We start from the raw sequence: 25,646 nt of genomic DNA on the forward strand, positions 1-25,646 counted from the left end.
TCAGGAGCAGGCGACCCTCACGAGCGGAGGCAACACCCATGGCGGCGGAGCGACTGGTGGTCATCGGCGGTGACGCGGCGGGCATGTCCGCGGCCTCCCAGGCCCGCAGGCTGAAGGGCCCCGACGAGCTGGAGATCGTCGCCTTCGAGCGGTCGGGCTTCACCTCGTACTCCGCGTGCGGCATCCCGTACTGGGTGGGCGGCGACGTACCGGGCCACGACGACCTGATCGCCCGCACCCCCGAGGAGCACCGCGAGCGCGGCATCGATCTGCGGATGCGTACGGAGGTGACGGAGCTCGACGTGGCGGGCCGCCGGGTGCGCTCGCGCGATCTGGCCTCGGGCGCCGAGGAGTGGACCTCCTACGACAAGCTCGTCATCGCGACGGGGGCGCGTCCGGTGCGGCCCGCGCTGCCGGGAATCGACTCGCCGGGGGTGCACGGGGTGCACACCATCGACGACGGCCGGGCCCTCCTGGAGAGCCTGGACGCGGCCGGGGAGCGGCGCGCGGTGGTGGTGGGCGGCGGGTACATCGGCATCGAGATGGCCGAGGCGCTGCTTGGCCGCGGCTTCGAGGTGACGCTCCTGACCCGTGGCGCCGAGCCCATGCACTCGCTCGACCCGGACATGGGCCACCGCCTCACCGAGGCGATGGAGCGCTCCGGGATCCGGGTGGTCACGGGCGCCGAGGTCACCAAGGTGCTGACCGGCGATTCGGGCCGGGTGCGGGCGGTGGCGACCGAGTCGCGGGAGTATCCGGCGGACGTGGTGGTGCTCGGCCTGGGCGTCACCCCGGGTACGGACCTGGCCCGCGCGGCCGGTCTGCCGCTCGGGGAGTCCGGCGGTCTGCGCACGGACACCTCGATGCGGGTGCGCGGGCACGAGGACATCTGGGCCGGCGGCGACTGCGTGGAGGTCTTCGACCTGGTCTCGGGCCGGCACCGCTTCATCGCGCTCGGTACGCACGCCAACAAGCACGGCCAGGTCATCGGCTCCAACGTGGCCGGGGGCTACGGCACGTTCCCGGGCGTCGTCGGCACGGCCGTGACCAAGGTCTGCGAGACGGAGGTGGCCCGCACCGGCCTCTCGGAGGGGCAGGCCCGCGGGGAGGGCCTGCAGTACGTGACGGCGACCATCGAGTCGACCAACACCGCCGGGTACTACCCGGGCGCGGCCCTGATGACGGTGAAGATGCTGGCCGAGCGGCGCACGGGCCGGCTGCTCGGGGTGCAGATCGTGGGCGGCGCGGGCGCCGCCAAGCGCATCGACGTCGCGGCGGTCGCCCTCACCGCGCGTATGACGGTGGATCAGATGACCGCGCTCGACCTGGCCTACGCCCCGCCGTTCTCCTCGGTGTGGGACCCGGTCCTGGTGGCGGCGCGCAAGGCGGTGTCGAAGGTGCGCGCCGCCGGTTAGCCGCTACCTGGCGGTCTGCTCGTGGACGTACGCGACGAGGCGGGTCAGGGAGTCCGGGTCCATCGAGGGCAGCACGCCGTGGCCGAGGTTGAAGATGTGGCCCTCGAGGCCGGCCGCCGCGTCCAGGACCTCACGGGTCTTGGCCTCGACGGCCGCGGTCGGGGCGAACAGGACCGCCGGGTCGAGGTTGCCCTGGAGCGCCTTGCCGGGGCCGACCCGGCGGGCCGCCTCGTCCAGCGGGACGCGCCAGTCGACGCCCACGACGTCCGCGCCGGCCTCGCCCATGAGGCCGAGCAGCTCGCCGGTGCCGACGCCGAAGTGGATGCGGGGCACGCCGTAGCCGGCGACCGCGTCGAACACCTTCGCGGAGGCGGGCAGGATCGAGCGGCGGTAGTCGGCGGGGGCGAGCGCGCCCACCCAGGAGTCGAAGAGCTGCACCGCGGAGGCGCCCGCCTCGATCTGCACCTTGAGGAAGGCGGCGGTGATCTCGGCGAGGCGGTCGAGCAGGTCGGCCCACAGCTCCGGGTCGCCGTACATCATGGCCTTGGTGTTCTCGTGGTTGCGGGACGGGCCGCCCTCCACGAGGTAGCTGGCAAGCGTGAAGGGGGCGCCCGCGAAGCCGATGAGCGGCGTGGAGCCGAGCTCGCCGGTCAGCATGCCGATCGCCTCGGTGACGTAGTGGACGTCCTCGGGGGTCAGGTCGCGCAGCCGGGCGAGGTCGGCCCGGGTGCGGATCGGCTCGGCGACGACGGGGCCGACGCCCGGCTTGATGTCCAGGTCGATGCCGATGGCCTTGAGCGGAACCACGATGTCGCTGAAGTAGATGGCCGCGTCGACCTTGTGGCGGCGCACCGGCTGGAGCGTGATCTCGGTGACCAGCTCGGGCCGCATGCACGACTCCAGCATGGGGATGCCCTCGCGCACCTTCAGGTACTCCGGCAGCGAGCGCCCCGCCTGGCGCATGAACCAGACCGGCGTGTGCGGGACGGCTTCCCGCCTGCACGCCTTGAGGAACGTGGAGTCGTGCGTCTTGCTGTTCGGCTGGCCCACAGGGCGGTCGTTGGCGCTCACGCCCAGAATCTTCGCATGTGCCCGCAAGCCGCTGCCCCGGGCCGGGTGTCCCTACCGGCGCCGGGCGCCCGTTCCGCCTAGTCTTCCCCGCATGGCTGCCGCTCAGGGACGAACTTCGGATGGCGCTGACGGCAGGGAAGCCGCGGACGGGACGACCGTTCCGATCCCCTTCCGTCGGGCCGTCGACGCACTGCGCACGGCGCGACTGCGCCCCGAGATCGAGGTGGACGAGACGCGTCCGCCCCAGCGTCTGGCGCCATACGCCTACGCCGTGGAGGCCGCGGTCGTCGAGGGCGAGGACGACCTCGCCGACGGCCGGCTCGTCCTGCTGCACGACCCGGCCGGACACGAAGCCTGGCAGGGCACCTTCCGCCTGGTCACCCTCGTACGGGCCGAACTGGAGCCGGAGATGGCGGCCGACCCCCTGCTGCCGGAGGTGTGCTGGTCGTGGCTGACCGGCGCCCTGGAGGCGCGCGGGCTGTCCTACGGGGAGGCCGGCGGCACGGTCACCCGGGCCGGTTCGCACTACTTCGGCGGCCTCTCGGAACGCCTTCCGGCCACCCAGATCGAGATCCGGGCCTCCTGGACTCCGCGCGAGGGCCACGGCGGGGTGCCGGACACGGCGGGCCATCTCGCCGCCTGGTGCGATCTGTTGTGCCAGATCGCGGGTCTGCCACCGGCCTCGGGCACCACCGAGGCGAGCGGTGGCGTGGTCACCCTGCCCCAGCGGCGCGACCCCCGCTGACGTCGGCTCACCTCTCGCCCCGCGCCCCGCGCCCCGCTTCCGGCGGGGCGCGGGGCGTTTTCGGCACGCTCTCGCGGGGGCCGCGCGCCCCGCCGATTACTCGACGATCGAGCGCCTGTCCGAATTGCCCTAAATGTTTCTCACCAAATCGTGATCATTCTCTAAAGGCCGAGGGGTTTGGTGCCGAAGAGGTTTGTGACCCTAACTGCACGGTTCGCCCCGGCTTCATCCCCGAGCCGGCTTCGTCCCGCACCTTTCCAGGAGGCCTGGTGTCCGTTCTTCTTGAGCAGCCCGCAAGCCTGGTCGCCTACCGCCCGAACAAGCCGACGGCCATGGTCGTCGTTGCCGACCCCCGAGTCCGCTCCACCGTCACCCGGCACCTGTGGGCGCTCGGAGTACGTGACGTCATCGAGGCGTCGTCCATCGCGGAGGCCCGTCCCCGCGTCGGCAACCCGCGCGACATCTGCGTTGCCGACGTCCACCTGCCCGACGGTTCCGGGCTGACCCTGCTGTCCGAGACCCGAGCCGCCGGCTGGCCCAACGGCCTGGCCCTGTCCGCGGCCGACGACATCGGCGCCGTGCGCAACGCCCTCGCGGGCGGCGTGAAGGGCTACGTCGTCACCGGTACCCGCACCAACATCGGGCACCCCGGCCGTCCCGGCGCCGCCCCCATCGGCGCCGCAGCCGCCCGTATGCACCGCCGCCCCCCGGGTGCCCCGAGCCACCCGGGCGGCTACCGCGAGCTCTCCGGCCGTGAGGTCGAGGTGCTCCGGCTCGTGGCGGAGGGCCAGTCCAACAAGGCCATCGGCGTCTCGATGGGCCTGTCCGCTCTGACCGTCAAGTCCCACCTCGCCCGGATCGCACGCAAGCTCGGCACGGGTGACCGCGCCGGAATGGTGGCCGTCGCGCTGCGGACCGGAATCATCCACTGACCGGTTTACGACCCTCACGAGCCCGTCGACGGAACGTTCCGTCGACGGGCTCCGTGCATACACAGATACCCTTGACAGGTGACCGACGCCCATAAGACCGCAGCAGAGACAGCACTGCGAACCACCGGGGGCGCTCCCCCGGACGACGTCGACAAGGCGCCGATTCCCTTGCTGGAGCCCCGAGAGGGCATTCCGCCTGTCGTTGCCACCGATGAGGCCCTGGCCGAAGTGGTCGCCGCCTTCGCGGCCGGCACCGGCCCCGTGGCCGTCGACGCCGAGCGCGCTTCCGGCTACCGCTACGGGCAGCGCGCCTACCTCGTGCAGCTCCGCCGGGAGGGCGCGGGCACCGCGCTCATCGACCCCGTCGGATGTCCGGATCTCTCCGCCCTCGGGGAGGTGCTTTCGGACACCGAGTGGATCCTGCACGCCGCCACCCAGGATCTGCCCTGCCTGCGCGAAATAGGCATGGTTCCGTCCCTGATCTTCGACACCGAGCTGGCCGGCCGGCTCGCGGGCTTCCCGCGGGTGGGCCTGGGCGCGATGGTCGAGAGCGTGCTGGGGTACGCCCTGGAGAAGGGCCACTCGGCCGTCGACTGGTCGACCCGGCCGCTCCCCGAGCCCTGGCTGCGGTACGCGGCCCTGGACGTGGAGCTCCTGGTCGACCTGCGCGACGCGCTGGAGGACGAGCTCGACCGGCAGGGCAAGCTGGAGTGGGCCCACGAGGAGTTCGACGCGATCGCCTCCGCCCCGCCCGCGCCGCCCCGCAAGGATCCCTGGCGCCGCACCTCGGGCATGCACAAGGTGCGCAGGCGGCGTCAGATGGCGGCCGTGCGCGAGCTGTGGACCGCCCGGGACAAGGTCGCGCAGCGGCGGGACGTCTCGCCGGGCAAGGTGCTCAGCGACTCCGCGATCATCGAGGCCTCGCTCGCGCTGCCCGCCCATGTGAACGCGCTGACCGCGCTGCCCGGGTTCGGGCACCGGATGGGGCGGCGTCAGCTGGAGCAGTGGCAGTCCGCCGTCGACCGCGCGAAGGCCCTGGCGGAGGCGGAGCTGCCGCAGCCCGGCCAGGCGCTTCAGGGCCCTCCCCCGCCGCGTTCCTGGGCGGACAAGGACCCGGCCGCCGCGGCCAGGCTCTCGGCGGCCCGCGCGGCCGTCTCCGAGCTCGCCGAGCGGCTGAACATGCCGCAGGAGAACCTGATCACTCCGGACACGGTGCGACGGGTGTGCTGGGAGCCTCCGGGCGACCGGTCCGAGCCCGCGGTGGCGTCCGCCCTGGCCTCGTACGGCGCCAGGCCCTGGCAGATCGCCCAGGTCACCCCGCTGCTCGCGGCGGCGCTCACCGAAACCCCGGCCAAGTCCTGACCGGCTGAGCGATACGGGCCCGCGGTGTACTGCTGTCGCCGCGGGCCCGGCCACGTCCGGACACCCCCGGGATTCTCACGCCGCCGGTGGCCCAGAATTCCCCAAGACCGGACCATATCCAACAGCCTCGAACAGCTTTAGGCTGTGCGCCGCATCAGATTCTTTCAAGTGCCCTCCGCACCACGGAAGGAATGACATGCGCACGCCATTACGCGCGGCGGCCCTCGCGGTCACGACCGCGCTCGCCCTGAGCGCCGGGGGCCTCACCGCCGCCGCGCCCGCCGCCCAGGCCGACCCGCAGACGCGCCCGCAGGCCCGCCCCGAGGCCCCGGCCGCCGCCCACACCGTCGGCCACGACGACCACGCCCTCACCATCGACGGCAAGCCCCTGTCCATCTGGTCCGGCGAGTTCCACTACTGGCGGCTGCCCAGCCCCGACGCCTGGCGGGACGTCCTGCAGAAGATGAAGGCGGGCGGGTTCAACGCGGCCTCCATCTACTTCGACTGGGACTTCCACTCCCCCAAGCCCGGCGTCTACGACTTCACCGGCGTCCGCGACGTCGACCGGCTGCTCGACATCGCGCGGGAGGTGGGGATCTACGTCATCGCCCGCCCCGGCCCGTACATCAACGCCGAGACCGACGGCGGCGGTTTCCCCGGCTGGCTCGTCACCCAGCGGGGCAAGGCCCGCAGCACGGCCCCCGACTACCTGGCGGCCGCCGACGAATGGCTCTCGAGGATCGACCCGGTCCTGGCCCGCCACCAGCTGACCAACGGCACCGGCACGGTCATCGCCTACCAGGTCGAGAACGAGTACTACGAGGACACCGCCGACGGCCATGCCTACATCCAGCACCTGGTCGACAAGGCCCGCGCGGACGGCATCACGGTCCCCCTGACGGGCAACCACAACGGCGTGTTCGCCAGGGAACTCGACATCGACGGACACGACTCCTACCCGCAGGGCTTCAACTGCTCGAGCCCGGACACCTGGCACGGACTGCCCGATCTGTCCGGTGCGAAGAAGAGTGACGAACCGCTGTTTCTGGCCGAATTCCAAGGCGGCTCGTTCGACCCGTGGGGCGGCCCGGGCTTCGACAAGTGCCGGCAGCTCACCGACGGCGACTTCGAGAAGGCCGCGTACGAGAACAACATCGCCTCCGGGGCCACCCTGCAGAACTTCTACATGGCCTACGGCGGCACCTCCTGGGGCTGGCTGCCCTCGCCCGGCGCCGTCTACAGCTCCTACGACTACGGCGCGCCCATCCAGGAGGACCGCCAGCTCAGCGAGAAGTACCTGGTCGACAAGCGGCTCGGGTACCTCGTCCAGTCGGTGGCGCCGCTGACGCACACCGAGAGCGCGGCCGCGAGCCCGCCCGACAACGCGGCCGTGCTGCGCCGCGACCGGCGCAACCCCGACGACGGCACCACGATCACGGTCGTGCGGCACAAGGACGTCAACGACAGGGCGAAGGACACCACCCACCTCGCGCTCGGCGGATACGCGTCGGTGCCGCAGGAGCCCGGCACGACGCTCACGGTCGACGGCCGGGACTCGAAGCTGCTGGTCTCCGACTACGCGATGGACCACCAGCGGCTGGTGTACTCGACGTCGGAGCTCATGACGCACGGAACGTTCGGCCCCCGGGACGTGGCGCTGCTCTACGGACGGCACGGGCAGGACGGCGAGAGCGTGCTGCGGTACGCCGCCCGGCCGGCGGTGAAGGTGCTCGGCGGACAGGTGAAGCAGACCTGGGACGCGGCGAGCGGCGATCTGCGGCTCGACTACACCCACGACGGCCTGGCGCAGGTCCTCATCACCCCCGCCGACGGCTCAACTCCCGTTCTCCTGCTGCTCGCTGACGATGCGACAGCCGACACGTACTGGCGGCTGGACACTCCCGGGGGCCCGGTCCTGGCGAGCGGTCCCGAGCTGCTGCGGACCGCCTCGTACGACAGGGGCGTACTGAAGCTCACCGGCGACACCGACAAGGCGGCCCCGCTGCGCGTACTGACCGGCACGGCCGCGACGTCCGTGAGCTGGAACGGCCTTCCCGCGCCGGGCGCGCTCGACCCGGCGGGGAGTGTGCTGGCCGGGCCGAAGCCCGTCTCCCTTCCGGCGCTGGGGAGTTGGCGGGTCCAGCGCGAGACGCCGGAGGCGCGGGCCGGGTTCGACGACGCGGCGTGGCGGGCCGCGGACAAGCCGGTGCTCTCGGCGGACGACTACGGCTTCCACGCCGGGTCCGTCTGGTACCGGGGCCACTTCTCGGCCGCCGGGACGGAGTCCGGCATCCAGGTCAACGCCAGTACAGGGAACGGCGGTTGCTACCTGGCGTGGCTCAACGGCACGTATCTGGGCAGCTCCGCCGACGCGAACCACGTGTTCGCCGTGCCGGGTGGGGCGCTGAAGCCGGGCCAGGACAACGTCCTCGCGGTGCTGGCCGCCGACATGGCGCACGAACAGGACTGGTCGGCGAACGACAGCCACAAGCAGCCGCGCGGCCTCACCTCGGTGCGGCTCGTCGGCTCGGCCCGGGGGATCGGGTGGCGGCTGCAGGGCGCGCTCGGCGGCGAGGACCTCGTCGACCCGGTGCGCGGCGGGCTCAACACCGGTGGCCTGTACGGCGAACGGCAGGGAATGCACCTGCCCGGCTACCCGGACGCCGGCTGGCCCGTCACCTCCCTGCCGGACACGCGGACGGCCACCGCGGGCGTCACCTGGTACCGCACCGGCTTCGACCTCCGCCTGCCGCAGGGCCAGGACGTACCGCTGGGCCTGACGTTCTCGGACGACGGGGCCAAGCACTACCGGGCGCTCGTCTACGTCAACGGCTGGATGGCCGGCCTGTACGTGAACGACCTCGGGCCGCAGAAGTCCTTCCCCGTACAGCCCGGCATGCTGCGCACCCACGGCCACAACACGGTCGCCATCGCGGTGATCGGCCAGGACGCGGCCGGCGACGGGCTCGGGAAGGTGAGCCTGCGGGCGTACGGCAACCACACGACGCCGCTGCGGTACGGGGACATCGCCTCGCCGGGCTGGTCGGCGACGGCCAACCGCGATCCGCGGGCGAGCGGGGACGTGCGGATCGTGGCGCCGGACGCGATCCCGCGCGGCGCCACGGGCGAGGTCACGGCGGCCTTCACGCCGCGCGCGACCACGGCCCGGGAAACCTCGCTCACGCTGCGCCTGCCCGACGGTTGGACGGCCTCGGCGCCGCTCACGCGGGCGCTCGGGAACGTGCCCGCGGGGCGCACGGCGACCCGCACCTGGAAGGTGACGGCGGCGGCCGGGGCGCGGCCCTGGTCGGCGGCGCTCTCGGCGCTCGCGCGGTACGGGGGCGGTTCGGCGTCCGCCGCGCTCACGGTGGCCTCGCCGCCCCCGGCGCCGGGGGCGGGCACGCACGATCTCGCCGGTCTCGACTTCACCGCGACGAACGGGTGGGGGCCGGTGGAGCGCGACACCTCCAATGGGGAGGACACGGCGGGCGACGGCCACGCGATGTCCATCGCGGGCGTCTCCTACCCGAAGGGGCTCGGGGTGCATGCGAACGGTGACGTGACGGTGTTCCTCGGCGGGGTGTGCTCGCGGTTCACGGCGTCGGTCGGGGTGGACGACGAGACGGGTGGCGGCGGCTCGGTGTCCTTCACGGTCCTGGCGGACGGCCGGGAGGTCGCCTCGACGGGGGTGCTGCGGGGGCGGCAGGCCGCGGTGCCGCTGGCCGCGGACGTCTCCGGGGCGCGGGTGGTCGACCTCGTCGTGGCCGACGGGGGTGACGGGAACGGGCTGGACCACGGGGACTGGGGGTCCGCGCGGCTCGCCTGCGGCTGACCCTTCCGGGGGGTGGGGTTCAGTTCGGCCGCGGACCGTGCGTGGCTGAACGGGGGCGCAGGGGGCGAAGCCCACGCGGGGGGTCCGGGGCGCGGCCCCGGCGGGGCCAGGGGGTGTGACGTTCGCCGCTCCCGGCCCCGGGGGTGGGCATGCTGGTTACTCGTAAGTAGCATGGGTGGAGTGAGCGCGCGCTCAGTCGCGTGCGCAGCAGTGCAGTGCCACCCCGCACCCTGGAGGAGAGCCATCGTGCCTCGTACCGTCAGGGACGTCGTCTTCGTCGACGGCGTCCGCACCCCGTTCGGCAAGGCGGGCCCGAAGGGCATCTACCACGAGACCCGGGCCGACGATCTGGTCGTCAAGGCGATCCGCGAGCTGCTGCGCCGCAACCCGGCCCTCGACCCCGCGAAGATCGACGAGGTCGCCATCGCGGCGACCACCCAGATCGGCGACCAGGGCCTGACCCTGGGCCGTACGGCAGGCATCCTCGCGGGCCTCCCGCAGTCCGTGCCCGGCTACTCCATCGACCGCATGTGCGCGGGCGCCCTGACCGCCGTGACCTCGGTCGCCGGCTCGATCGCGTTCGGCGCGTACGACGCCGTGATCGCCGGTGGCGTCGAGCACATGGGCCGCCACCCGATGGGCGAGGGCGTCGACCCCAACCCGCGGTTCGTCAGCGAGAAGCTGGTCGACGAGTCCGCCCTCTTCATGGGCATGACCGCCGAGAACCTGCACGACCGCTACCCCCACATCACCAAGCTCCGCGCCGACGAGTACGCGGTGCGCTCGCAGGAGAAGGCCGCCAAGGCGTACGCCGACGGCAAGATCCAGCAGGACCTGGTCCCGGTCTCGGTGCGCAACACCAACTCCGAGGTGGGTGAGACCGGTTGGGGTCTCGTCACCGCCGACGAGCCGATGCGCCCCGGCACCACCCTGGAGAGCCTCGCGGGCCTCAAGACGCCGTTCCGTGTGCACGGCAACGTCACCGCGGGCAACGCGGCCGGTCTCAACGACGGCGCCACCGCCTCGATCATCGCGTCCGAGGAGTTCGCCCGCGAGAACGGCCTCCCGGTCAAGATGCGCCTCGTCTCGTACGCCTTCGCCGGCGTCGAGCCCGAGGTCATGGGCTACGGCCCGATCCCGGCCACCGAGAAGGCCCTCGCCAAGGCGGGCCTGTCGATCGGTGACATCGATCTCTTCGAGATCAACGAGGCGTTCGCCGTCCAGGTCCTCGCGTTCCTGGACCACTACGGCATCGCCGACGACGACGCGCGCGTCAACCAGTACGGCGGCGCCATCGCCTACGGCCACCCGCTCGCCTCGTCCGGCGTCCGCCTGATGACGCAGCTGGCCCGGCAGTTCGAGGAGCAGCCGGAGGTCCGCTACGGCCTCACCACCATGTGCGTCGGCTTCGGCATGGGCGCCACGGTCATCTGGGAGAACCCGCACCACAAGGACGCCGGAGGCAGCAAGTGAGCACCACCACCGCTGAGCTTCTCAAGGGCGCGGCCGAGCTGTTCCCGGACGAGGTCGTGACGTCCGCGCACGTACGCCACCTCGAACTGCCCTACGGCGCCGGGCGCTTCGCGCTCATCACGCTCGACAACGGCTTCGACCACACCAAGCCGACCACCTTCGGCCCGGGCTCGCTGGCGAACCTGAACGCCGCCATCGACCAGGTGGAGAAGGAGGCGGCCGAGGGCTCCATCGTCGGCGCCGGTGTCACGGGCAAGCCGTTCATCTTCGCGGTCGGCGCCGACCTCAAGGGCGTCGAGATCCTCAAGCGCCACGAGGACGCGCTCGCCATCGGCAAGAGCGGCCACGAGGTCTTCAAGCGCCTCTCCGCGCTGGCCGTGCCGACCTTCGCGTACTACAACGGCGCGGCCATGGGCGGCGGTGTCGAGGTCGGTCTGCACTGCACCTACCGCACCGTGTCCAAGGCGCTGCCCGCGTTCTCGCTGCCCGAGGTCTTCCTCGGCCTGGTCCCGGGCTGGGGCGGCTGCGCGCTGCTCCCCAACCTGATCGGCGCCGAGAAGGCCGTCTCGGTCATCATCGAGAACTCGCTGAACCAGAACCGCCAGCTCAAGGGCAAGCAGGTCTTCGAACTCGGCATCGCCGACGCCCTCTTCGAGGGTGTCGACTTCCTGGAGCAGTCCCTCGTGTGGACCGCGAACGTGCTCAAGGGCGACATCGCCGTCGAGCGTCCCGCGATCGACCGCGGCGAGGCCTGGGACCAGGCCGTCGCCAAGGGCCGCTTCATCGCCGACTCGAAGGTGCACGGCGCGGCCCCGGCCGCCTACCGCGCCCTGGACATCATCGCGGCGTCCAAGGACGGCGACCTCCAGGCCGGCTTCGACGCCGAGGACAGCGCGCTCGCCGACCTCATCATGGGCGGCGAACTGCGGTCCGGCATCTACGCGTTCAACCTGGTCCAGAAGCGCGCCAAGCGCCCGGCCGGCGCCCCGGACAAGAACCTGGCGCGCCCGGTCACCAAGGTCGGCGTGGTCGGCGCGGGCCTGATGGCCTCGCAGCTCGCCCTCCTCTTCCTGCGCCGCCTGGAGGTGCCGGTCGTCCTGACCGACATCGACCAGGAGCGCGTCGACAAGGGTGTGGGCTACGTCCACGCCGAGATCGACAAGCTGCTCGCCAAGTCGCGCGTCAACCAGGACAAGGCCAACCGCCTCAAGGGCCTGGTCTCCGGCGTCCTCGACAAGGCCGAGGGCTTCTCGGACGCCGACTTCATCATCGAGGCCGTCTTCGAGGAGATCGGCGTCAAGCAGCAGGTGTTCGCGGAGGTCGAGGCGGTCGCCCCGGCGCACGCGATCCTCGCCACCAACACCTCCTCGCTCTCGGTCACCGAGATGGCGTCCAAGCTGAAGCACCCCGAGCGGGTCGTCGGCTTCCACTTCTTCAACCCGGTCGCGATCCTGCCGCTCCTGGAGATCGTCCGCGGCGAGCAGACCGACGACGTCTCGCTGGCCACGGCCTTCGGGGTGGCGCGCAAGCTGAAGAAGACCGCGGTCCTGGTGAAGGACGCCCCGGCGTTCGTCGTCAACCGCATCCTCACCCGCTTCATGGGCGAGATCCAGAACGTCATCGACGAGGGCACCCCGGTCACCGTCGCCGAGAAGGCCGTCGAGCCGCTCGGTCTGCCGATGTCGCCGCTGGTCCTCCTGGAGCTGGTCGGCCCCGCCATCGGCCTGCACGTGTCCGAGACCCTCCACCGCGCCTTCCCGGACCGCTTCACGGTCTCCGAGAACCTGGCCGCGGTCGTCAAGGCGGGCAAGCGCGGCTTCTACGTCTACGACTCCGGCAAGCCGGAGCTGGACCCCGAGGTCGCCGCCCTCCTCAAGCAGGGCGATGTCGCCCTGACCGAGGAGCAGACCCGTGACCGCGTCCTGGACGCGGTGGCGCAGGAGATCGGTCTGATGCTGGACGAGGGCGTCGTCGCCGAGGCCCAGGACATCGACCTGTGCCTGATCACCGGCGCCGGCTGGCCCTTCCACCTGGGCGGCATCACGCCGTACCTGGACCGCGAGGGCGTCTCGGAGCGCGTGAACGGGAAGAAGTTCCTGGCGCAGGGCGTCGCGAGCGTCCCCGCGTAACCCGTCTGTCCTGACGAGAGCGGCCCCGCACCTCGGTGCGGGGCCGTTCTCGTACCCATGTGCCGTGCCGGGCAAGGGAGTTGACTTCACGTCACCCATGCGTGAGGGCCCGGCACCGCTGGTGCGGTCCCGGGCCCCGGTGCGTGCTCGTCGTACGTCAGACCTGCTGCCAGGCCTCCAGGGCCAGGCCCGGCGCGTCGGTGCGCTGGCGGGTGATCCGCAGACCGCCGTCCTCGGTGAACACGCCGAGGACGACACGGCCGTCCGCGTCCAGGGTCAACGCCGGTGCGCCCGCGCAGACTTCGCCGGTCGCGGTCCAGCTGACCCCGGCGCCCTCCTGCTCGGTGGGGTAGACCGCTATCGCGGGCCGCCCGTCGCGGTCGCGCTGGGCGAGCACCGTGCAGTCGACGCCGTCGATCTCCGTGCGCAGGACCGCGACGGGGCCCGTGCCCCGGCCGCCGAGCGCCTCGGTGGGGCCGTCGCCGCGCCAGGCACGCAGTTCGCCGGACTTGGCGTCGCGCAGGAAGAAGGTGACCCGGCCGCCCTCGCCGGTCTCCAGACCGTTGACGGTGGCCGTCTCGGGGGCGGCCGCGAGCTTCTCGATCCGCTCGAACGGGGCGTCCGCCGCGGCCCGTTCGAAGCGCATGATGCCGTTGTCGGACGGGGCGTGGATGGCCATCCTGCCGCCGGCGGACGCGACGACGGATATCGAGCGGTCGGCGCCGTTGCCGTTGAGGTCGGCCCAGCCGCCCCACTTGCCGGACGGCTCCTGGCCGCGCGCGGAGACGCCGCCGAACGCGTTGCGCACCACGATCTGCGCGTTGCCCGCCGTGTCCACGCCCACCGAGGGGTGGCCCATCTTGAGGCCGAGCTTCCAGTCGCGGCGCGGGTAGGGGGAGCCCACCACGGCCCAGTTCTTGACCGGACGGCCCGACTGGTACTGGATGGCGTGGACGAGTTCGCTCCACGTGCCGCCGTCCTCGACGGGGGTGTGGCGCAGCGCCGTCAGATGGACGTAGCCGTCGGTGCCCTGGGCGATCGAGAGGTGCCCCTGGAGGCCCTTACCGGGCGCGACGAGCTCGGGGCCCGTCCACGCGCCGCCCGGCCGTGACTCGGTCCAGCGGGCCACGCCGCCGGCGGCGGGCGCGTACGCGGAGAGCCGGCCGTCCTTGCCGAGCCGGAGCCAGTCGGTGACCGTGGGACGGCCGTCGTCGGCCGTCACGACGGGAGTGGCGGGGACCGGTGCGGTGACGATGCCCCCGGCCCGTGCGGGCTGCGCGCCCGATGCCTGTCGAGACCTCATTGCCATGGTCCACGACCACCTTTCCCCACCGGATCCGCGCGACGCGTCCGGGTCCAGCACACCAGCGACTTCCAGCGACCATAACACTGGTGGCCACCCCCGATTTCCCCGGGATTTCCGTCCCGACGTGCGGCTTTTCGCCGCTGGTCGGCGGCGCCCGGACGAGGCTTCCACCCGTTCGCGTTCGCCCGGCCGGGTGAGGCCCGGGGGTCATCCCGCGCGTACGTAGAAGACGGCCCCGTCCACCACGGCGCCGCGCTGGTAGCGCGCGTCGAGGAAGCGCCTCAGACTCGGCAGGTGGTCGGGGGCGAAGGGCAGGCCCCGGGAGTCGTCGACGACGAGCGCCGGGGGGTGCTCGGCGAGTTCGTCGCGGAACACCGGCCAGGCGCCGGCGACCCCGTACTTCTCCCCCACCTGGGGGCCGTCCCGGCCGCCGCTGTAGTTGGTGAGCAGCCCCGCGGTCAGATAGCGGCTCGCGGGGACGCGGCCTGCCAGCCAGTACGTCTCCGGGTGTATGCCCCACACCAGGACCCGGTCCGCGGGGCCGGTGCGGGCCTCGACTGCGGCGGCGAGGCGCTCGGTGTGGGCGAGGTCCGGGCGGGGTGCGAGCAGGCCCCACAGCAGGAACAGGGCACAGGCGCAGGCGGAGGTGAGCAGCGCGCTGGTGAGCCGGTAGGGCGGCAGGATCTGGAGGGCGCCGGTGGCGAGGAGCACCAGGGGCGGGATGAGCTGGAGGTAGTAGTGGCCGAAGAAGTGGAAGCCGAGCAGCACCGCCCCCGACGACGCGATCAGCCAGAGCCACAGGTCGGCGGCCCCGGTCCGCGCGATGCGCAGCACCCGCACGACCGGCGGCAGGAGCCCGGCGCAGCCCGCGGCCAGGATGATGGCGTTGGTCAACGCCCTTGCCAGGACGTGGAGTTCGGACCCGGCGAAGGAGGCGTACGAGGACGAGCCGGTGACCGTCCAGAACAGGAAGCGCGAGGGCCCGGTGAGCAGCGCCACCGCGACGACGGGGAGCGCGACGCCAACTCCCGTACGCAGCAGCGCTGTCGGGCGCGTGCGGGGCTGCTGCCACAGGAGATACAGGACGGGGGCGAGGGCCGCGCCGCCGGTCTGTTTGGTGAGGCAGGCCCCGGCGACCGCGAGCCCCGCCCGGGCCCACTGGCCGCGGTCCGCGCACCGCACGGCGGCCGCCGTGAACGGCAGCATGAACACCTCGAAGGTCGCGGCCTGGGCGTCCTCGGGGTTGAGCCCCACCGAGACGAGCAGATACAGCACCCCCGCGGCGCGACCCGCGCGGTCGCCCCAGCGGCGGCGGGCGGTGGAGGCGAGCGCGAGCGCGGTGAGGAGCTGGGCGGCGACGGCGGCCAGGCGCAGCGGGCCGAGCGAACCGTCGCCGCACAGCGCGAACGCGGCCTCGTACAGCCAGGGCAGCAGGGGCGGTTTGCGGTCGACGACGGTGGCGTACAGGGTGCCGCCGCTCGCCAACAGGCGGGCCTGGACGGCGAGATAGCCCTCGTCGGGATTCCACAGCGGATGCCGGAACGACGGGAGGCGGGTGAGCAGGGCGAGGACGGCGAGGACCGGGAGCAGCCGCCGCCAGTAGGAGGCGGGGGCGGGACCGGCGGGGCGGCGGCGCTGGCCCGGCAGCATGCTCGTGGTCACGGATCGTAGTGAGGGCGGCGGCTCGGCGAGCATGCGAGCCACCCTATGCGGCCCCGTACGCCCGGATCGCGGGGACATACGGGGCCACGCGGAATCGGGCGCCGGTTACTGGGAGTTGTGGTCGGCGCGCCTCTCGACCATGCTGTGCCGCCGGCCGTAGGCGAAGTAGATGACGATGCCGATCGCCATCCACACGGCGAACCGGATCCAGGTCTCGGCGGGCAGGTTGATCATCAGCCACAGCGAGGCGGCCGCCGCGAGGGCGGGCACCCACGGCACCAGCGGGGTGCGGAAGGCGCGGGGCAGGTCGGGGCGGGTGTGGCGCAGGATGACGACGCCGACCGAGACGATGACGAAGGCGAACAGGGTGCCGATGTTGACCAGTTCGGCGAGCTCGCTGAGGCTGGTGAAGCCGGCCACGATCGCGATGATCACGCCGAGCAGGATGGTCGGCCGGTGCGGGGTGCGAAAGCGCGGGTGGACGTGCGAGAAGAAGCGGGGCAGCAGCCCGTCGCGGCTCATCGCGAAGAACACCCGGGTCTGGCCGAGCAGCAGGATCATGCACACCGTGGTCAGGCCCACCGCGGCGCCGAAGCTGATGACGCCGGCGTAGAAGGGGTGTCCGGTGGCCTTGAAGGCGTCGGCCAGCGGCGCGTCCACCGACAGCTCGGTGTAGTGCTGCATGCCGGTGACGACGACGGAGACGGCCACGTAGAGGACCGTGCAGATGAGGAGGGAGCCGAGGATGCCGCGCGGCATGTCCCGCTGCGGGTTCCTGGTCTCCTCGGCGGCGGTCGCCACCACGTCGAAGCCGATGAAGGCGAAGAAGACGACCGAGGCGGCGGTGAAGATGCCCATCACGCCGAAGTTGGTGGGGGCGTACCCGGACATCAGCTGGATGAGCGGCGCCTTGAGGTCGCTGCCCGCGCTCTGCGGCTGCGCCTCGGGGATGAACGGCGAGTAGTTGGAGGACGTGATGAAGAACGCGCCCGCGATGATCACGATCAGGACGACGGTCACCTTGACGGCGACGACGACCGAGGTGACCCGGGCCGACAGCTTCATGCCGAGCACGAGGATGACGGTGAGCACCAGGACGAGGGCGGCGGCCAGGATGTCGAAGCCGAAGCCGTGCGCGCCGTCGCGCCCGCTGAGCGCCTCGGGCAGGTGCCAGCCCGCGTTGTCCAGGAGCGAGCGGACGTAACCGGACCAGCCGACCGCCACCACCGCCGTGCCGAGCGCGAATTCCAGCACCAGGTCCCAGCCGATGGTCCACGCGGGAAGCTCGCCGAGCGAGGCGTAGGAGAAGGTGTAGGCCGATCCGGCCACCGGCAGCGTCGAGGCGAACTCGGCGTAGCAGAGCGCGGCGAGCGCGCACACCACGCCCGCGACCACGAACGCGATGGAGACCGAGGGCCCGGCGTTCTCCTTGGCGACCTTGCCGGTGAGGACGAAGATGCCGGTGCCGATGACGACTCCGACCCCGAAAACGGTGAGGTCGAGCGCGGACAGGGACTTCTTGAGCGCGTGTTCTGGCTCCTCTGTGTCCTGGATTGACTGCTCGATCGATTTGGTCCGGAACAGACCTTTACTGGCCACCCGTGCACCTCCGCTAGCTCATCGTCCTCGCCATGATCGGGAGGAGAGGAGGCACGGGTACCGGGCTGGGAGCGTTTTTCACGCGAACGGGCCGGACCAATCACCCGTACAGGCAGATCGGTCCGGCCCATTGACCCGGCGTCACATGATCAGTCGCGGGCGGGCTCCACCTCGGCGCGGCTCTCCTCGAACCGGCCGTCCAGCTTGGAGACCAGACCGGTGACCTGACGTGCGATGTCCGGCGCGGTCAGCCCGATCTCCGTCATGACCTCGCCGCGCGAGGCGTGGTCGAGGAAGCGCGGCGGGATGCCGAAGTCGCGCAGCGGGACGTCCACTCCCGCGTCACGCAGTGCCTGGCTCACGGCCGAACCGACGCCGCCCACACGGCTGTTGTCCTCCACGGTGACCACGACGCGGTGCTTCTCGGCGAGCGGCGCGAGCGCCTCGTCGACCGGCTTGACCCAGCGCGGGTCGACCACGGTCGTCGAGATGCCCTGGGCGTCGAGCAGATCGGCGATCTCCAGGCACATCGGCGCGAGCGCGCCGACGGAGACCAGGAGCACGTCCGGGCGGGTGCCGGCCGAGGCGGGCTGCCGCAGTACGTCCATGCCGCCGATGCGGCCGACCGCCTGGACGGCGGGGCCGACCGCGCCCTTGGAGAAGCGCACCACGGTCGGGGCGTCCTCGACCTCGACGGCCTCGCGCAGCTGGGCGCGGACCTGCTCGGCGTCGCGCGGGGCGGCGATCCTGAGGCCGGGCACGACCTGGAGGATCGACATGTCCCACATGCCGTTGTGGGACGCGCCGTCGGTGCCGGTGACACCGGCCCGGTCGAGCACGAACGTCACCCCGCACTTGTGCAGGGCCACGTCCATGAGGACCTGGTCGAAGGCGCGGTTGAGGAAGGTGGCGTACACCGCGAAGACGGGGTGGAGGCCGCCGGTGGCCAGGCCCGCGGCGGAGACCGCGGCGTGCTGCTCGGCGATGCCCACGTCGTAGACCCGCTCGGGGAAGGCCTTGGCGAACTTGTCGAGGCCGACCGGCTGGAGCATGGCCGCGGTGATCGCGACGATGTCCTCGCGCTCCTTGCCGAGCTTGACCATCTCCTCGCCGAACACCGAGGTCCAGTCGAGGCCGGAGGTCGACACCGGCAGGCCGGTGTCCGGGTGGATCTTGCCGACGGCGTGGAAGCGGTCGGCCTCGTCCGCGAGCGCCGGCTGGTAGCCGCGGCCCTTCTCGGTGAGGCAGTGCACGATGACCGGGCCGCCGAAGCGCTTGGCGCGCTGCAGGGCCGACTCCAGGGCGTCGATGTCGTGGCCGTCGATGGGCCCGACGTACTTGAGGCCCAGGTCCTCGAACATGCCCTGCGGGGCGATGAAGTCCTTGAGGCCCTTCTTGGCGCCGTGCAGGGTCTCGTACAGCGGCTTGCCCACGACCGGGGTGCGCTCCAGGAGGTCCTTGCCCTTGGCCAGGAAGCGCTCGTAGCCGTCGGTGGTGCGCAGGGTGGCCAGGTGGTTGGCGAGGCCGCCGATGGTCGGCGCGTACGAGCGCTCGTTGTCGTTGACCACGATCACCAGGGGGCGGTCCTTGGCGGCGGCGATGTTGTTCAGCGCCTCCCAGGCCATGCCGCCGGTGAGGGCGCCGTCACCGATGACGGCCACCACGTGGTCGTCCTTCTTCAGCACCTCGTTCGCCTTGGCGAGGCCGTCGGCCCAGCCGAGGACGGTCGAGGCGTGGCTGTTCTCGATGACGTCGTGGTCCGACTCGGCGCGCGCCGGGTAGCCGGACAGACCGCCCTTCATCTTCAGCTTCGAGAAGTCCTGCCGCCCGGTGAGCAGCTTGTGGACGTAGCTCTGGTGTCCGGTGTCCCACAGGACGCGGTCCCGGGGGGATTCGAAAACGCGGTGGAGCGCGATGGTCAGTTCCACCACACCGAGGTTCGGACCGAGGTGTCCGCCGGTCTTGGAGACCGCGTCCACCAGGAAGGTCCGGATCTCTGCCGCCAGCTGGTCGAGCTGCTCCGGGCTGAGCCGGTCAAGATCGCGCGGTCCCCTGATACGGGTAAGCAGCGGCACCCGTGCCTCCTTGCATCCGTGCTGGTCGAGCATGCCGATCCGTTGAGTCTAATGTTCCGCCCGCGACCGCGGTCGCGGGGCGGTGCGTTCTGTGTCACCCGGGTGGCTGACGGGCACCGCCGCGCACAGACGTGCCCGGCGCCTCCCAGGCACCGGGCACGTCGGGAACGGGGCAGGTCAGGCGCGGCCCGCGGACTTCTGGGTCTTCCGGGTGACGGCGTCGATGATCACGGTGATCAACAGCACGCCACCGGTGATCATCTGCTGGATCGCGGCGGCGACGCCTTCGAGGGCGAGGCCGTACTGGATCGAGGTGATCACCAGCACACCGAGCAGCGCGTTCCAGGTGCGGCCGCGGCCGCCGAAGAGGCTGGTGCCACCGATGACGGCCGCCGCGATGGCGTTCATCAGGAGGTCACCGCTGCCCGCGCCCTGGTTGGCCGCGCTGATCTTGGAGGCGATGAAGAGGCCGCCGACGGCCGCGAAGGTGCCGGAGATCGCGTAGACCGAGGTGCGGATCATCACGATGTTGATGCCGGCCCGGCGCGAGGCCTCGACGCTGCCGCCGAGCGCGAAGATCATGCGGCCGTACGACGTGCGGCGGAGCACGAAGTCGGTGAGGATCAGCACCGCGAGGAAGATCACCACGGCGAGCGGCAGACCCTTGTTCTGGTTGAACATGTAGGCCACCGCGAAGGCCACCACGGCGAGCAGCACCGTGCGCAGCACGATCTCGCTGAGCGGCCGCGCGGGGACGCCCGCGGCCTCGCGGCGGCGGCTGTCGAAGAACGCGGACAGGAAGTACACGGCGACGGCCACCACCGCGGCGCCGTAGGCCACCGCGACGTCACTGAAGAAGTAGTTCGACAGGTTGTAGAAGATGCCGGAGCCGTTGGTGTTGATCGTGCCGTTGTCGCCCAGGATCTTCAGCATGAAGCCGTTCCAGAACAGCAGACCGGCCAGCGTGACGGCGAAGGCGGGGACGCCGATGCGCGCGAAGATGAAACCGTGGATGGTTCCGGCGACCGTGCCCGTGAGGATGGCCAGGATCAGCGCCAGCCACTCGGGCGTGCCGTGCAGGACGCTGAGCACCGCGAAGGACGCGCCCGCCACACCGCTGACCGAGCCGACCGACAGGTCGATCTCGCCCAGCAGCAGCACGAAGACGATGCCGACCGCGATCATGCCGGTGCCGACCATGGCGACCGAGATGTCGGAGAGGTTGCCCGCGGTGAGGAAGTTGGAGTTCAGGCTCTGGAAGACGATGCAGATGATGATCAGGCCGACGATGACGGGCAGCGCGCCCAGCTCACCGGCCCGCACCTTGCGCTTCAGCTCGCCGATGTAACCGGCGAAGCCCTGCTCGCGCACCAGCAGCCGCGGGTCGACCGCGGTGGAGGCGGCGCCCGCGGCGGGCGGCGCGTCGACGGGAGCCGTGGCCGGCTTGCCGAGGTCGGTCGAGGAGGTCTTGTCGGTGTTCACTTCTGAACCTCCGCGTTGCGCGCCGCACGGCGGGTCACGGCGTTTTCCGTGGCCCCGGTGATGGCGGAGATGATCTCTTCCTGCGAGGTGGTCTTCACGTCGAAGACACCGTTGTTCCGGCCGAGCCGGAGCACCGCGACCCGGTCGGCGACGGCCTTCACATCGGCCATGTTGTGGCTGATGAGGACGACCGCGTGGCCGCGCTCGCGCAGCCGCTCCACCAGGTCGAGGACCTGCGCGGTCTGCTCGACGCCGAGTGCCGCGGTCGGCTCGTCGAGGATGACGAGCTTGGGCTCGCCGAGCATCGAGCGGGCGATGGCCACGGTCTGGCGCTGGCCGCCGGAGAGCGAGGCGATCGGGATGCGCACGCTCGGGATGCGGATCGACAGCGTGGTGAGCAGCTCGCGCGAGCGGCGCTCCATCTCGACCTCGTCGAGGATGCCGCGCTTCTTCAGCTCGCGTCCGAGGTAGAGGTTGCCGACGACGTCGATGTTGTCGCACAGCGCGAGGTCCTGGTAGACCGTCGCGATGCCCAGGTTCTGGGCGTCGTTCGGCTTGCCGATCTGGACGGCCTTGCCCTCCCACTCGATGACGCCGTCATCGATGGGGTGCACGCCGGCGATCGTCTTGACCAGCGTGGACTTTCCGGCGCCGTTGTCGCCCACCAGGGCGACCACTTCACCGGCGTGGACCTCAAGCTCTACGTCGGTGAGCGCCTGAACGGCACCGAACCGCTTGGAGACCCCGCGCAACGCCAACACGGGCGTAGCGGACACGTGAACCATCTCCTTCGCCGCCTGACCGGCGGGGATGCCGCGCCCGAAGGGGTGGGGGCGCGGAGGTCGAGCAGAAGAGAACAGAAGAGCCGAAACGTTCCGTCCGGCGCCCCCGCCGCAGCGGGGGCACAGAGCGGGCGCGGGGCGCCGGAGGGCTTCGGAGCGCTCAAGCCCCTTGTCGCGCAAGGGACTTGGTGGCGCGGACTACTTGACGCCGGCCGCGTCGCAGGCGGCCTTGTAGGTGGCCGTGCAGAGCTCGGCGACCGTGTAGATCTTGTCCTTGATCACCGTGTCGTTGATGTTCGCCTTGGTCAGCGAGACGACGGGGACGATGTTCGACGGAACGCCCTTGGTGGTCGGCGAGTCGATCTTCTTCGGGGCGAGCGAGCCGAGGTCCTGGCCCTTGGCGAGCTTGACCGCCATCTCGGCGGCGATCGCGTCCTCCTGCGGGTAGGACTTGTAGACGCTCATGAACTGGTCGCCCGAGAGGATCCGCTGCACACCCGCGAGCTCGGCGTCCTGGCCGGTGACGGGCGGGAGCTTGGCGAGGCCGGCCGCCTTGAGGGCGGTGATGATGCCGCCCGCCATGCCGTCGTTGGCGGAGTAGACGCCGATGACCTTGTCCTTGCCCAGGGCGGAGAGCGCGCCCTCCATGTTGGCGTTGGCGTTCTCGGGCTTCCACTCCTTGGTGTCGTACTCCTTCCCGATGTTCACCTTGCCGTCGAGCTCGGCGTGGGCGCCCTTCTTGAAGAGCGCGGCGTTCGGGTCGGTGACGGCGCCGTTCATCATGACGATGTCGCCGGACTTGGCCTTGTCGCCCAGGGCCTGGAGGAGGGCCTTGCCCTGCACGTGGCCGACTTCCTCGTTGTCGAAGGACACGTAGGAGTCGATGGGGCCCTCGGCGAGGCGGTCGAAGGCGACGACCGGGATGCCGGCCTCCTTGGCCTTCTTGACCGAGCCCGCGATGGCCTTGGAGTCGACCGAGTCGACGATGAGCGCGTCCACCTTGTTGGTGATCATCGTGTCGGCCTGCTGGTTCTGGGTCGTCGCGTCCTGCTTGGCGTTCGCGTAGACGATCTGGCCCTTGCCGTTGGTCAGTTCCTTGACCTTGGCCTCGATCAGCGGCTTGTCGAACTTCTCGTAACGCGCGGTCTGGTTCTCGGGGAGCAGCAGACCGATCTTGAGGTCGTCGCCCTTCTTGGCGCTGTCGGACGACTTGGTGCCGCCGCCCGACTCCTTGGCGCTGCCACAGGCGGCGAGTGAGACGGCCATCGCGGTGGCGGCAACGGCTACAGCGGCACGACGCATGTTCGTGTTCACTTCAGAAACCTCCCTGACGAGGCCGCGACGTTGCGGCCGAGGTGGCTGGAAGTCAACTCGGCGTTAAGCCCACCGTCAAGGAGTAAATCCTTAACGAGATGACAACGGTGCCATCCGTTATCTAAGTGAAGGCAGGCGCCGAGGCGGGGAGAGCACTGTCCAACAGGGTCGAATCCCCCATTTCACTCAGGACGAGGGCCAGTGCGCCGAGCACTTCGGCACGTCCTCCGAGGGCCCCCGGAAGGACCGACAACTGCCGTGCGGCGCTGGGGATCGCATACCGCGACACGGAGTCCCTGATGGGCCCCAGAACCAGCTCCCCGGCCTCCGCCAGATCGCCCCCGAGGACCACCCGGCTGGGGTTGAGGAGGTTGCACAGGTTGGCGACGCCGCTGCCGATGTGGCGTCCGACGTCGGCGATCACCCGGCGGCAGCCCGGATCGCCCTCGCGGGCCATCCGCACCACGCGCTCCATCGTCAAGTCTGCCCCGTGGCTGGATTGCAGCAAGGGGAGCACATAGCGGGCCGCCGTGAAGGTCTCCAGGCAGCCCCGGTTGCCGCAGCGGCACACCGGGCCCGACTCGTCCAGGGTGATGTGCCCGATCTCGCCCGCGGTGCCGCCGGGCCCCCGGTAGATCTGCCCGCCCATCACCAGACCGGCGCCCACACCGCTCGCGACCTTGATGTACGCCAGGTCGCGCACCCCGCGCCCGGCGCCCCAGACCAGCTCGCCGAGCGCGCCCAGGTTGGCGTCGTTGTCGACGTAGACCGGCACGCCAAGGCGCCCGGAGAGCTCCTCGCTGGGGTTGATGCCGGTCCAGCCCGGCAGGATCGAGGTGGAGCCCAGCGTGCCGGACTCCACGTCGATGGGTCCCGGCACGCCGAGGCCCACCCCGATGACCTTGTCCTGGCCGATCCCGGTGGCCGCGATCAGCCGCTTGACCAGCTCTTCCGCCCGGCCGAAGCCCTGCGCGGACGAGGCGTCGACATCGAGCGGCTCGGACTCCTCGGCCAGCACCTGGTGGGCCAGGTTGCCGACCGCCACCCTCAGGTGCGTATGGCCGAAATCGACGCCGATGACGATGCCGGCCGAGCCGCTGAGCGAGACGCTGCGGGCCCGGCGGCCGCCGGCCGAGGTGGGGGTGACCTCGACGGTCCCGCCGTCCTTCAGCTCGCGCACGATGTTGGAGACGGTGGCCGCGGACAGGCCCGTCGTTCTGGCGATCTCGGCCTGGGTGAGCGAGCCCGCCATGCGCACGGCCCGTACGACCCGCTCGAGGTTGGCCCGGTGCAATGACGTCTGCGACCCCGGAGTCTCCATCGACTCATCCACTCCCACCGTAGGCGGGCGGCTCGACGGCCGCCCCCGCACGGAGCCGCAGCAATGAGGCCCCGTCTTTTCTCCAACATGTGAACCCTAAGCTCAGCCTTCTGGGTGGTCTCCCGTCAAGACCTGAGCAGACGCGGCCCGGATCGGGCAACGCGCGACCGCCCGTGGGCACGGGGCCCACGGGCGGTCGGGGGAAGAAGGCGGCTACGCGGCGGCGGCTACTTGAGCGCTCCCGCGGTCAGACCCGCCTGGACCTGCTTCTGGAAGACGATGTAGACGGCGAGCACGGGCAGCATCGCGATCGAGAGGCCCGCGAAGAGCGCGCCCCAGTCGCCCTGGTAGCCCTGCTGCACCGCGAGGTCCGCGAGGCCCTGGGTGAGCACCCAGTTCTTGGTGTCGCCCTGGTTGAGCACCAGGGGCAGCAGGTACTGGTTCCACTGGCCGAGCACGTTGAAGATGCCGATGCTGATGATGCCGGGCTTGGCCATCGGCAGCATGATCTGGAAGAACGTCCGGGTGTGCGAGGCCCCGTCGATCAGCGCGGCCTCGGCGACGGTGGTCGGCAGCGTCCGGAAGAACGCCGTCATGAAGAAGACCGTGAACGGCAGCGAGTACGCGATGTAGATGAGGACGAGGCCGGGCAGCGTGTTCAGGATGCCCAGGTTCTTGGTGACGAAGAACAGCGGGACCAGCACCATCACCACGGGGAACGCCATGCCGCCGACGAACAGGAAGTAGATGAACCTGTTGCCGGGGAACTCGAAGCGGGCCAGCACATAGGCCGCCATCGAGCCGAGCAGCATCGTGCCGAAGGTCGAAAGACCCACCACGAAGGCCGTGTTGAGGAAGTACTGCCCGATGTTGGCCTTGCTCCAGGCCCGCGACCAGTTGTCGAAGTGGAACTCCGTGGGCAGCGACCAGGGGTGGGTGAGGATGTCACCGGAGGTCTTGAACGAGCTCCACAGCGCCCACAGCAGGGGTACGCCCACCATGAGCGCCCAGACCAGGAGGAACACGTGGGAGAAGGCGTTGAGCACGCCCCCCTCGCTGCTGCGCCACTTCCAGCGGGCGGCGCTGGCGGTGGGCGGTACGGCGGACTTCTCGCCGTCCACCTGCATGGTTTCGGTCGTCATCGCG

General features: G+C 71.2%; 17 protein-coding genes. 7 read left to right on the forward strand and 10 right to left on the reverse strand.

The features are described 5' to 3' along the window. Window positions 1-38 precede the first annotated feature (38 nt). Window positions 39-1,415, forward strand: coding sequence for an FAD-dependent oxidoreductase (locus ACFYZA_RS31750; protein WP_388494210.1), 1,377 nt, complete (start codon window positions 39-41; stop codon window positions 1,413-1,415). A 3-nt stretch (window positions 1,416-1,418) separates the two neighbouring features. Here the strand turns inward: ACFYZA_RS31750 and hemE are convergent, their stop codons facing one another. Further along, window positions 1,419-2,486: a uroporphyrinogen decarboxylase gene (gene hemE / locus ACFYZA_RS31755; RefSeq protein ID WP_382599593.1), complete on the reverse strand. Its 1,068-nt coding sequence runs from the start codon at window positions 2,484-2,486 to the stop codon at window positions 1,419-1,421. Window positions 2,487-2,577: 91 nt separating this feature from the next. Here hemE and ACFYZA_RS31760 point away from each other — a divergent pair, with 91 nt between their 5' ends. The 6 genes from ACFYZA_RS31760 to ACFYZA_RS31785 all read left to right on the forward strand — a co-directional run bounded on the left by ACFYZA_RS31760 (window position 2,578) and on the right by ACFYZA_RS31785 (window position 12,959). After that, entirely contained in the window at window positions 2,578-3,231 is a 654-nt protein-coding gene (locus ACFYZA_RS31760) for a DUF3000 domain-containing protein (protein ID WP_388494211.1), read from the forward strand. 269 nt (window positions 3,232-3,500) lie between these two features. Further along, on the forward strand, window positions 3,501-4,163 hold the full coding sequence (locus tag ACFYZA_RS31765) for a response regulator transcription factor (RefSeq protein WP_114039865.1): 663 nt from the start codon (window positions 3,501-3,503) through the stop codon (window positions 4,161-4,163). Window positions 4,164-4,241: 78 nt separating this feature from the next. Next, on the forward strand, window positions 4,242-5,525 hold the full coding sequence (locus ACFYZA_RS31770) for an HRDC domain-containing protein (protein ID WP_388494212.1): 1,284 nt from the start codon (window positions 4,242-4,244) through the stop codon (window positions 5,523-5,525). Window positions 5,526-5,721: 196 nt separating this feature from the next. Next, complete coding sequence (locus tag ACFYZA_RS31775; RefSeq protein WP_388494213.1) at window positions 5,722-9,357, forward strand: beta-galactosidase; 3,636 nt, start codon at window positions 5,722-5,724, stop codon at window positions 9,355-9,357. Between the two features lie 246 nt (window positions 9,358-9,603). After that, window positions 9,604-10,830 (forward strand): thiolase family protein, encoded by a 1,227-nt coding sequence (locus ACFYZA_RS31780; RefSeq protein WP_382599585.1) that lies wholly within the window; start codon window positions 9,604-9,606, stop codon window positions 10,828-10,830. Then, window positions 10,827-12,959, forward strand: a complete 2,133-nt coding sequence (locus tag ACFYZA_RS31785; protein ID WP_388494214.1) for a 3-hydroxyacyl-CoA dehydrogenase NAD-binding domain-containing protein — start codon at window positions 10,827-10,829, stop codon at window positions 12,957-12,959. Before ACFYZA_RS31780 ends, ACFYZA_RS31785 begins: the two co-directional genes overlap by 4 nt. A gap of 157 nt (window positions 12,960-13,116) precedes the next feature. Here the strand turns inward: ACFYZA_RS31785 and ACFYZA_RS31790 are convergent, their stop codons facing one another. From ACFYZA_RS31790 to ACFYZA_RS31830, 9 genes are all read right to left on the reverse strand, one after another. After that, a complete protein-coding gene (locus ACFYZA_RS31790; RefSeq protein WP_388494215.1) occupies window positions 13,117-14,268 on the reverse strand; it encodes a hypothetical protein in 1,152 nt (383 codons plus the stop codon). Window positions 14,269-14,472: 204 nt separating this feature from the next. Beyond that, entirely contained in the window at window positions 14,473-15,960 is a 1,488-nt protein-coding gene (locus tag ACFYZA_RS31795; protein WP_388494216.1) for a glycosyltransferase family 39 protein, read from the reverse strand. Between the two features lie 72 nt (window positions 15,961-16,032). Beyond that, a complete protein-coding gene (locus ACFYZA_RS31800) occupies window positions 16,033-17,526 on the reverse strand; it encodes an amino acid permease (protein WP_382590363.1) in 1,494 nt (497 codons plus the stop codon). Window positions 17,527-17,675: 149 nt separating this feature from the next. Beyond that, complete coding sequence (dxs, locus tag ACFYZA_RS31805) at window positions 17,676-19,601, reverse strand: 1-deoxy-D-xylulose-5-phosphate synthase (RefSeq protein ID WP_382590360.1); 1,926 nt, start codon at window positions 19,599-19,601, stop codon at window positions 17,676-17,678. A 177-nt stretch (window positions 19,602-19,778) separates the two neighbouring features. Continuing rightward, entirely contained in the window at window positions 19,779-21,083 is a 1,305-nt protein-coding gene (locus ACFYZA_RS31810; protein WP_382590357.1) for a sugar ABC transporter permease, read from the reverse strand. Further along, window positions 21,080-21,868: an ATP-binding cassette domain-containing protein gene (locus ACFYZA_RS31815; RefSeq protein ID WP_382590354.1), complete on the reverse strand. Its 789-nt coding sequence runs from the start codon at window positions 21,866-21,868 to the stop codon at window positions 21,080-21,082. The genes ACFYZA_RS31810 and ACFYZA_RS31815 overlap by 4 nt, the downstream gene beginning before the upstream one ends. A 195-nt stretch (window positions 21,869-22,063) precedes the next feature. Beyond that, complete coding sequence (locus tag ACFYZA_RS31820) at window positions 22,064-23,167, reverse strand: sugar ABC transporter substrate-binding protein (RefSeq protein ID WP_382590386.1); 1,104 nt, start codon at window positions 23,165-23,167, stop codon at window positions 22,064-22,066. 133 nt (window positions 23,168-23,300) lie between these two features. Then, on the reverse strand, window positions 23,301-24,500 hold the full coding sequence (locus tag ACFYZA_RS31825) for an ROK family transcriptional regulator (RefSeq protein WP_382590351.1): 1,200 nt from the start codon (window positions 24,498-24,500) through the stop codon (window positions 23,301-23,303). 227 nt (window positions 24,501-24,727) lie between these two features. Continuing rightward, window positions 24,728-25,642, reverse strand: a complete 915-nt coding sequence (locus tag ACFYZA_RS31830) for a carbohydrate ABC transporter permease (RefSeq protein WP_382590348.1) — start codon at window positions 25,640-25,642, stop codon at window positions 24,728-24,730. Between the last annotated feature and the right edge of the window lie 4 nt (window positions 25,643-25,646).

The organism is Streptomyces sp. NPDC001828 (assembly GCF_042892175.1).
Lineage (GTDB): Bacteria > Actinomycetota > Actinomycetes > Streptomycetales > Streptomycetaceae > Streptomyces.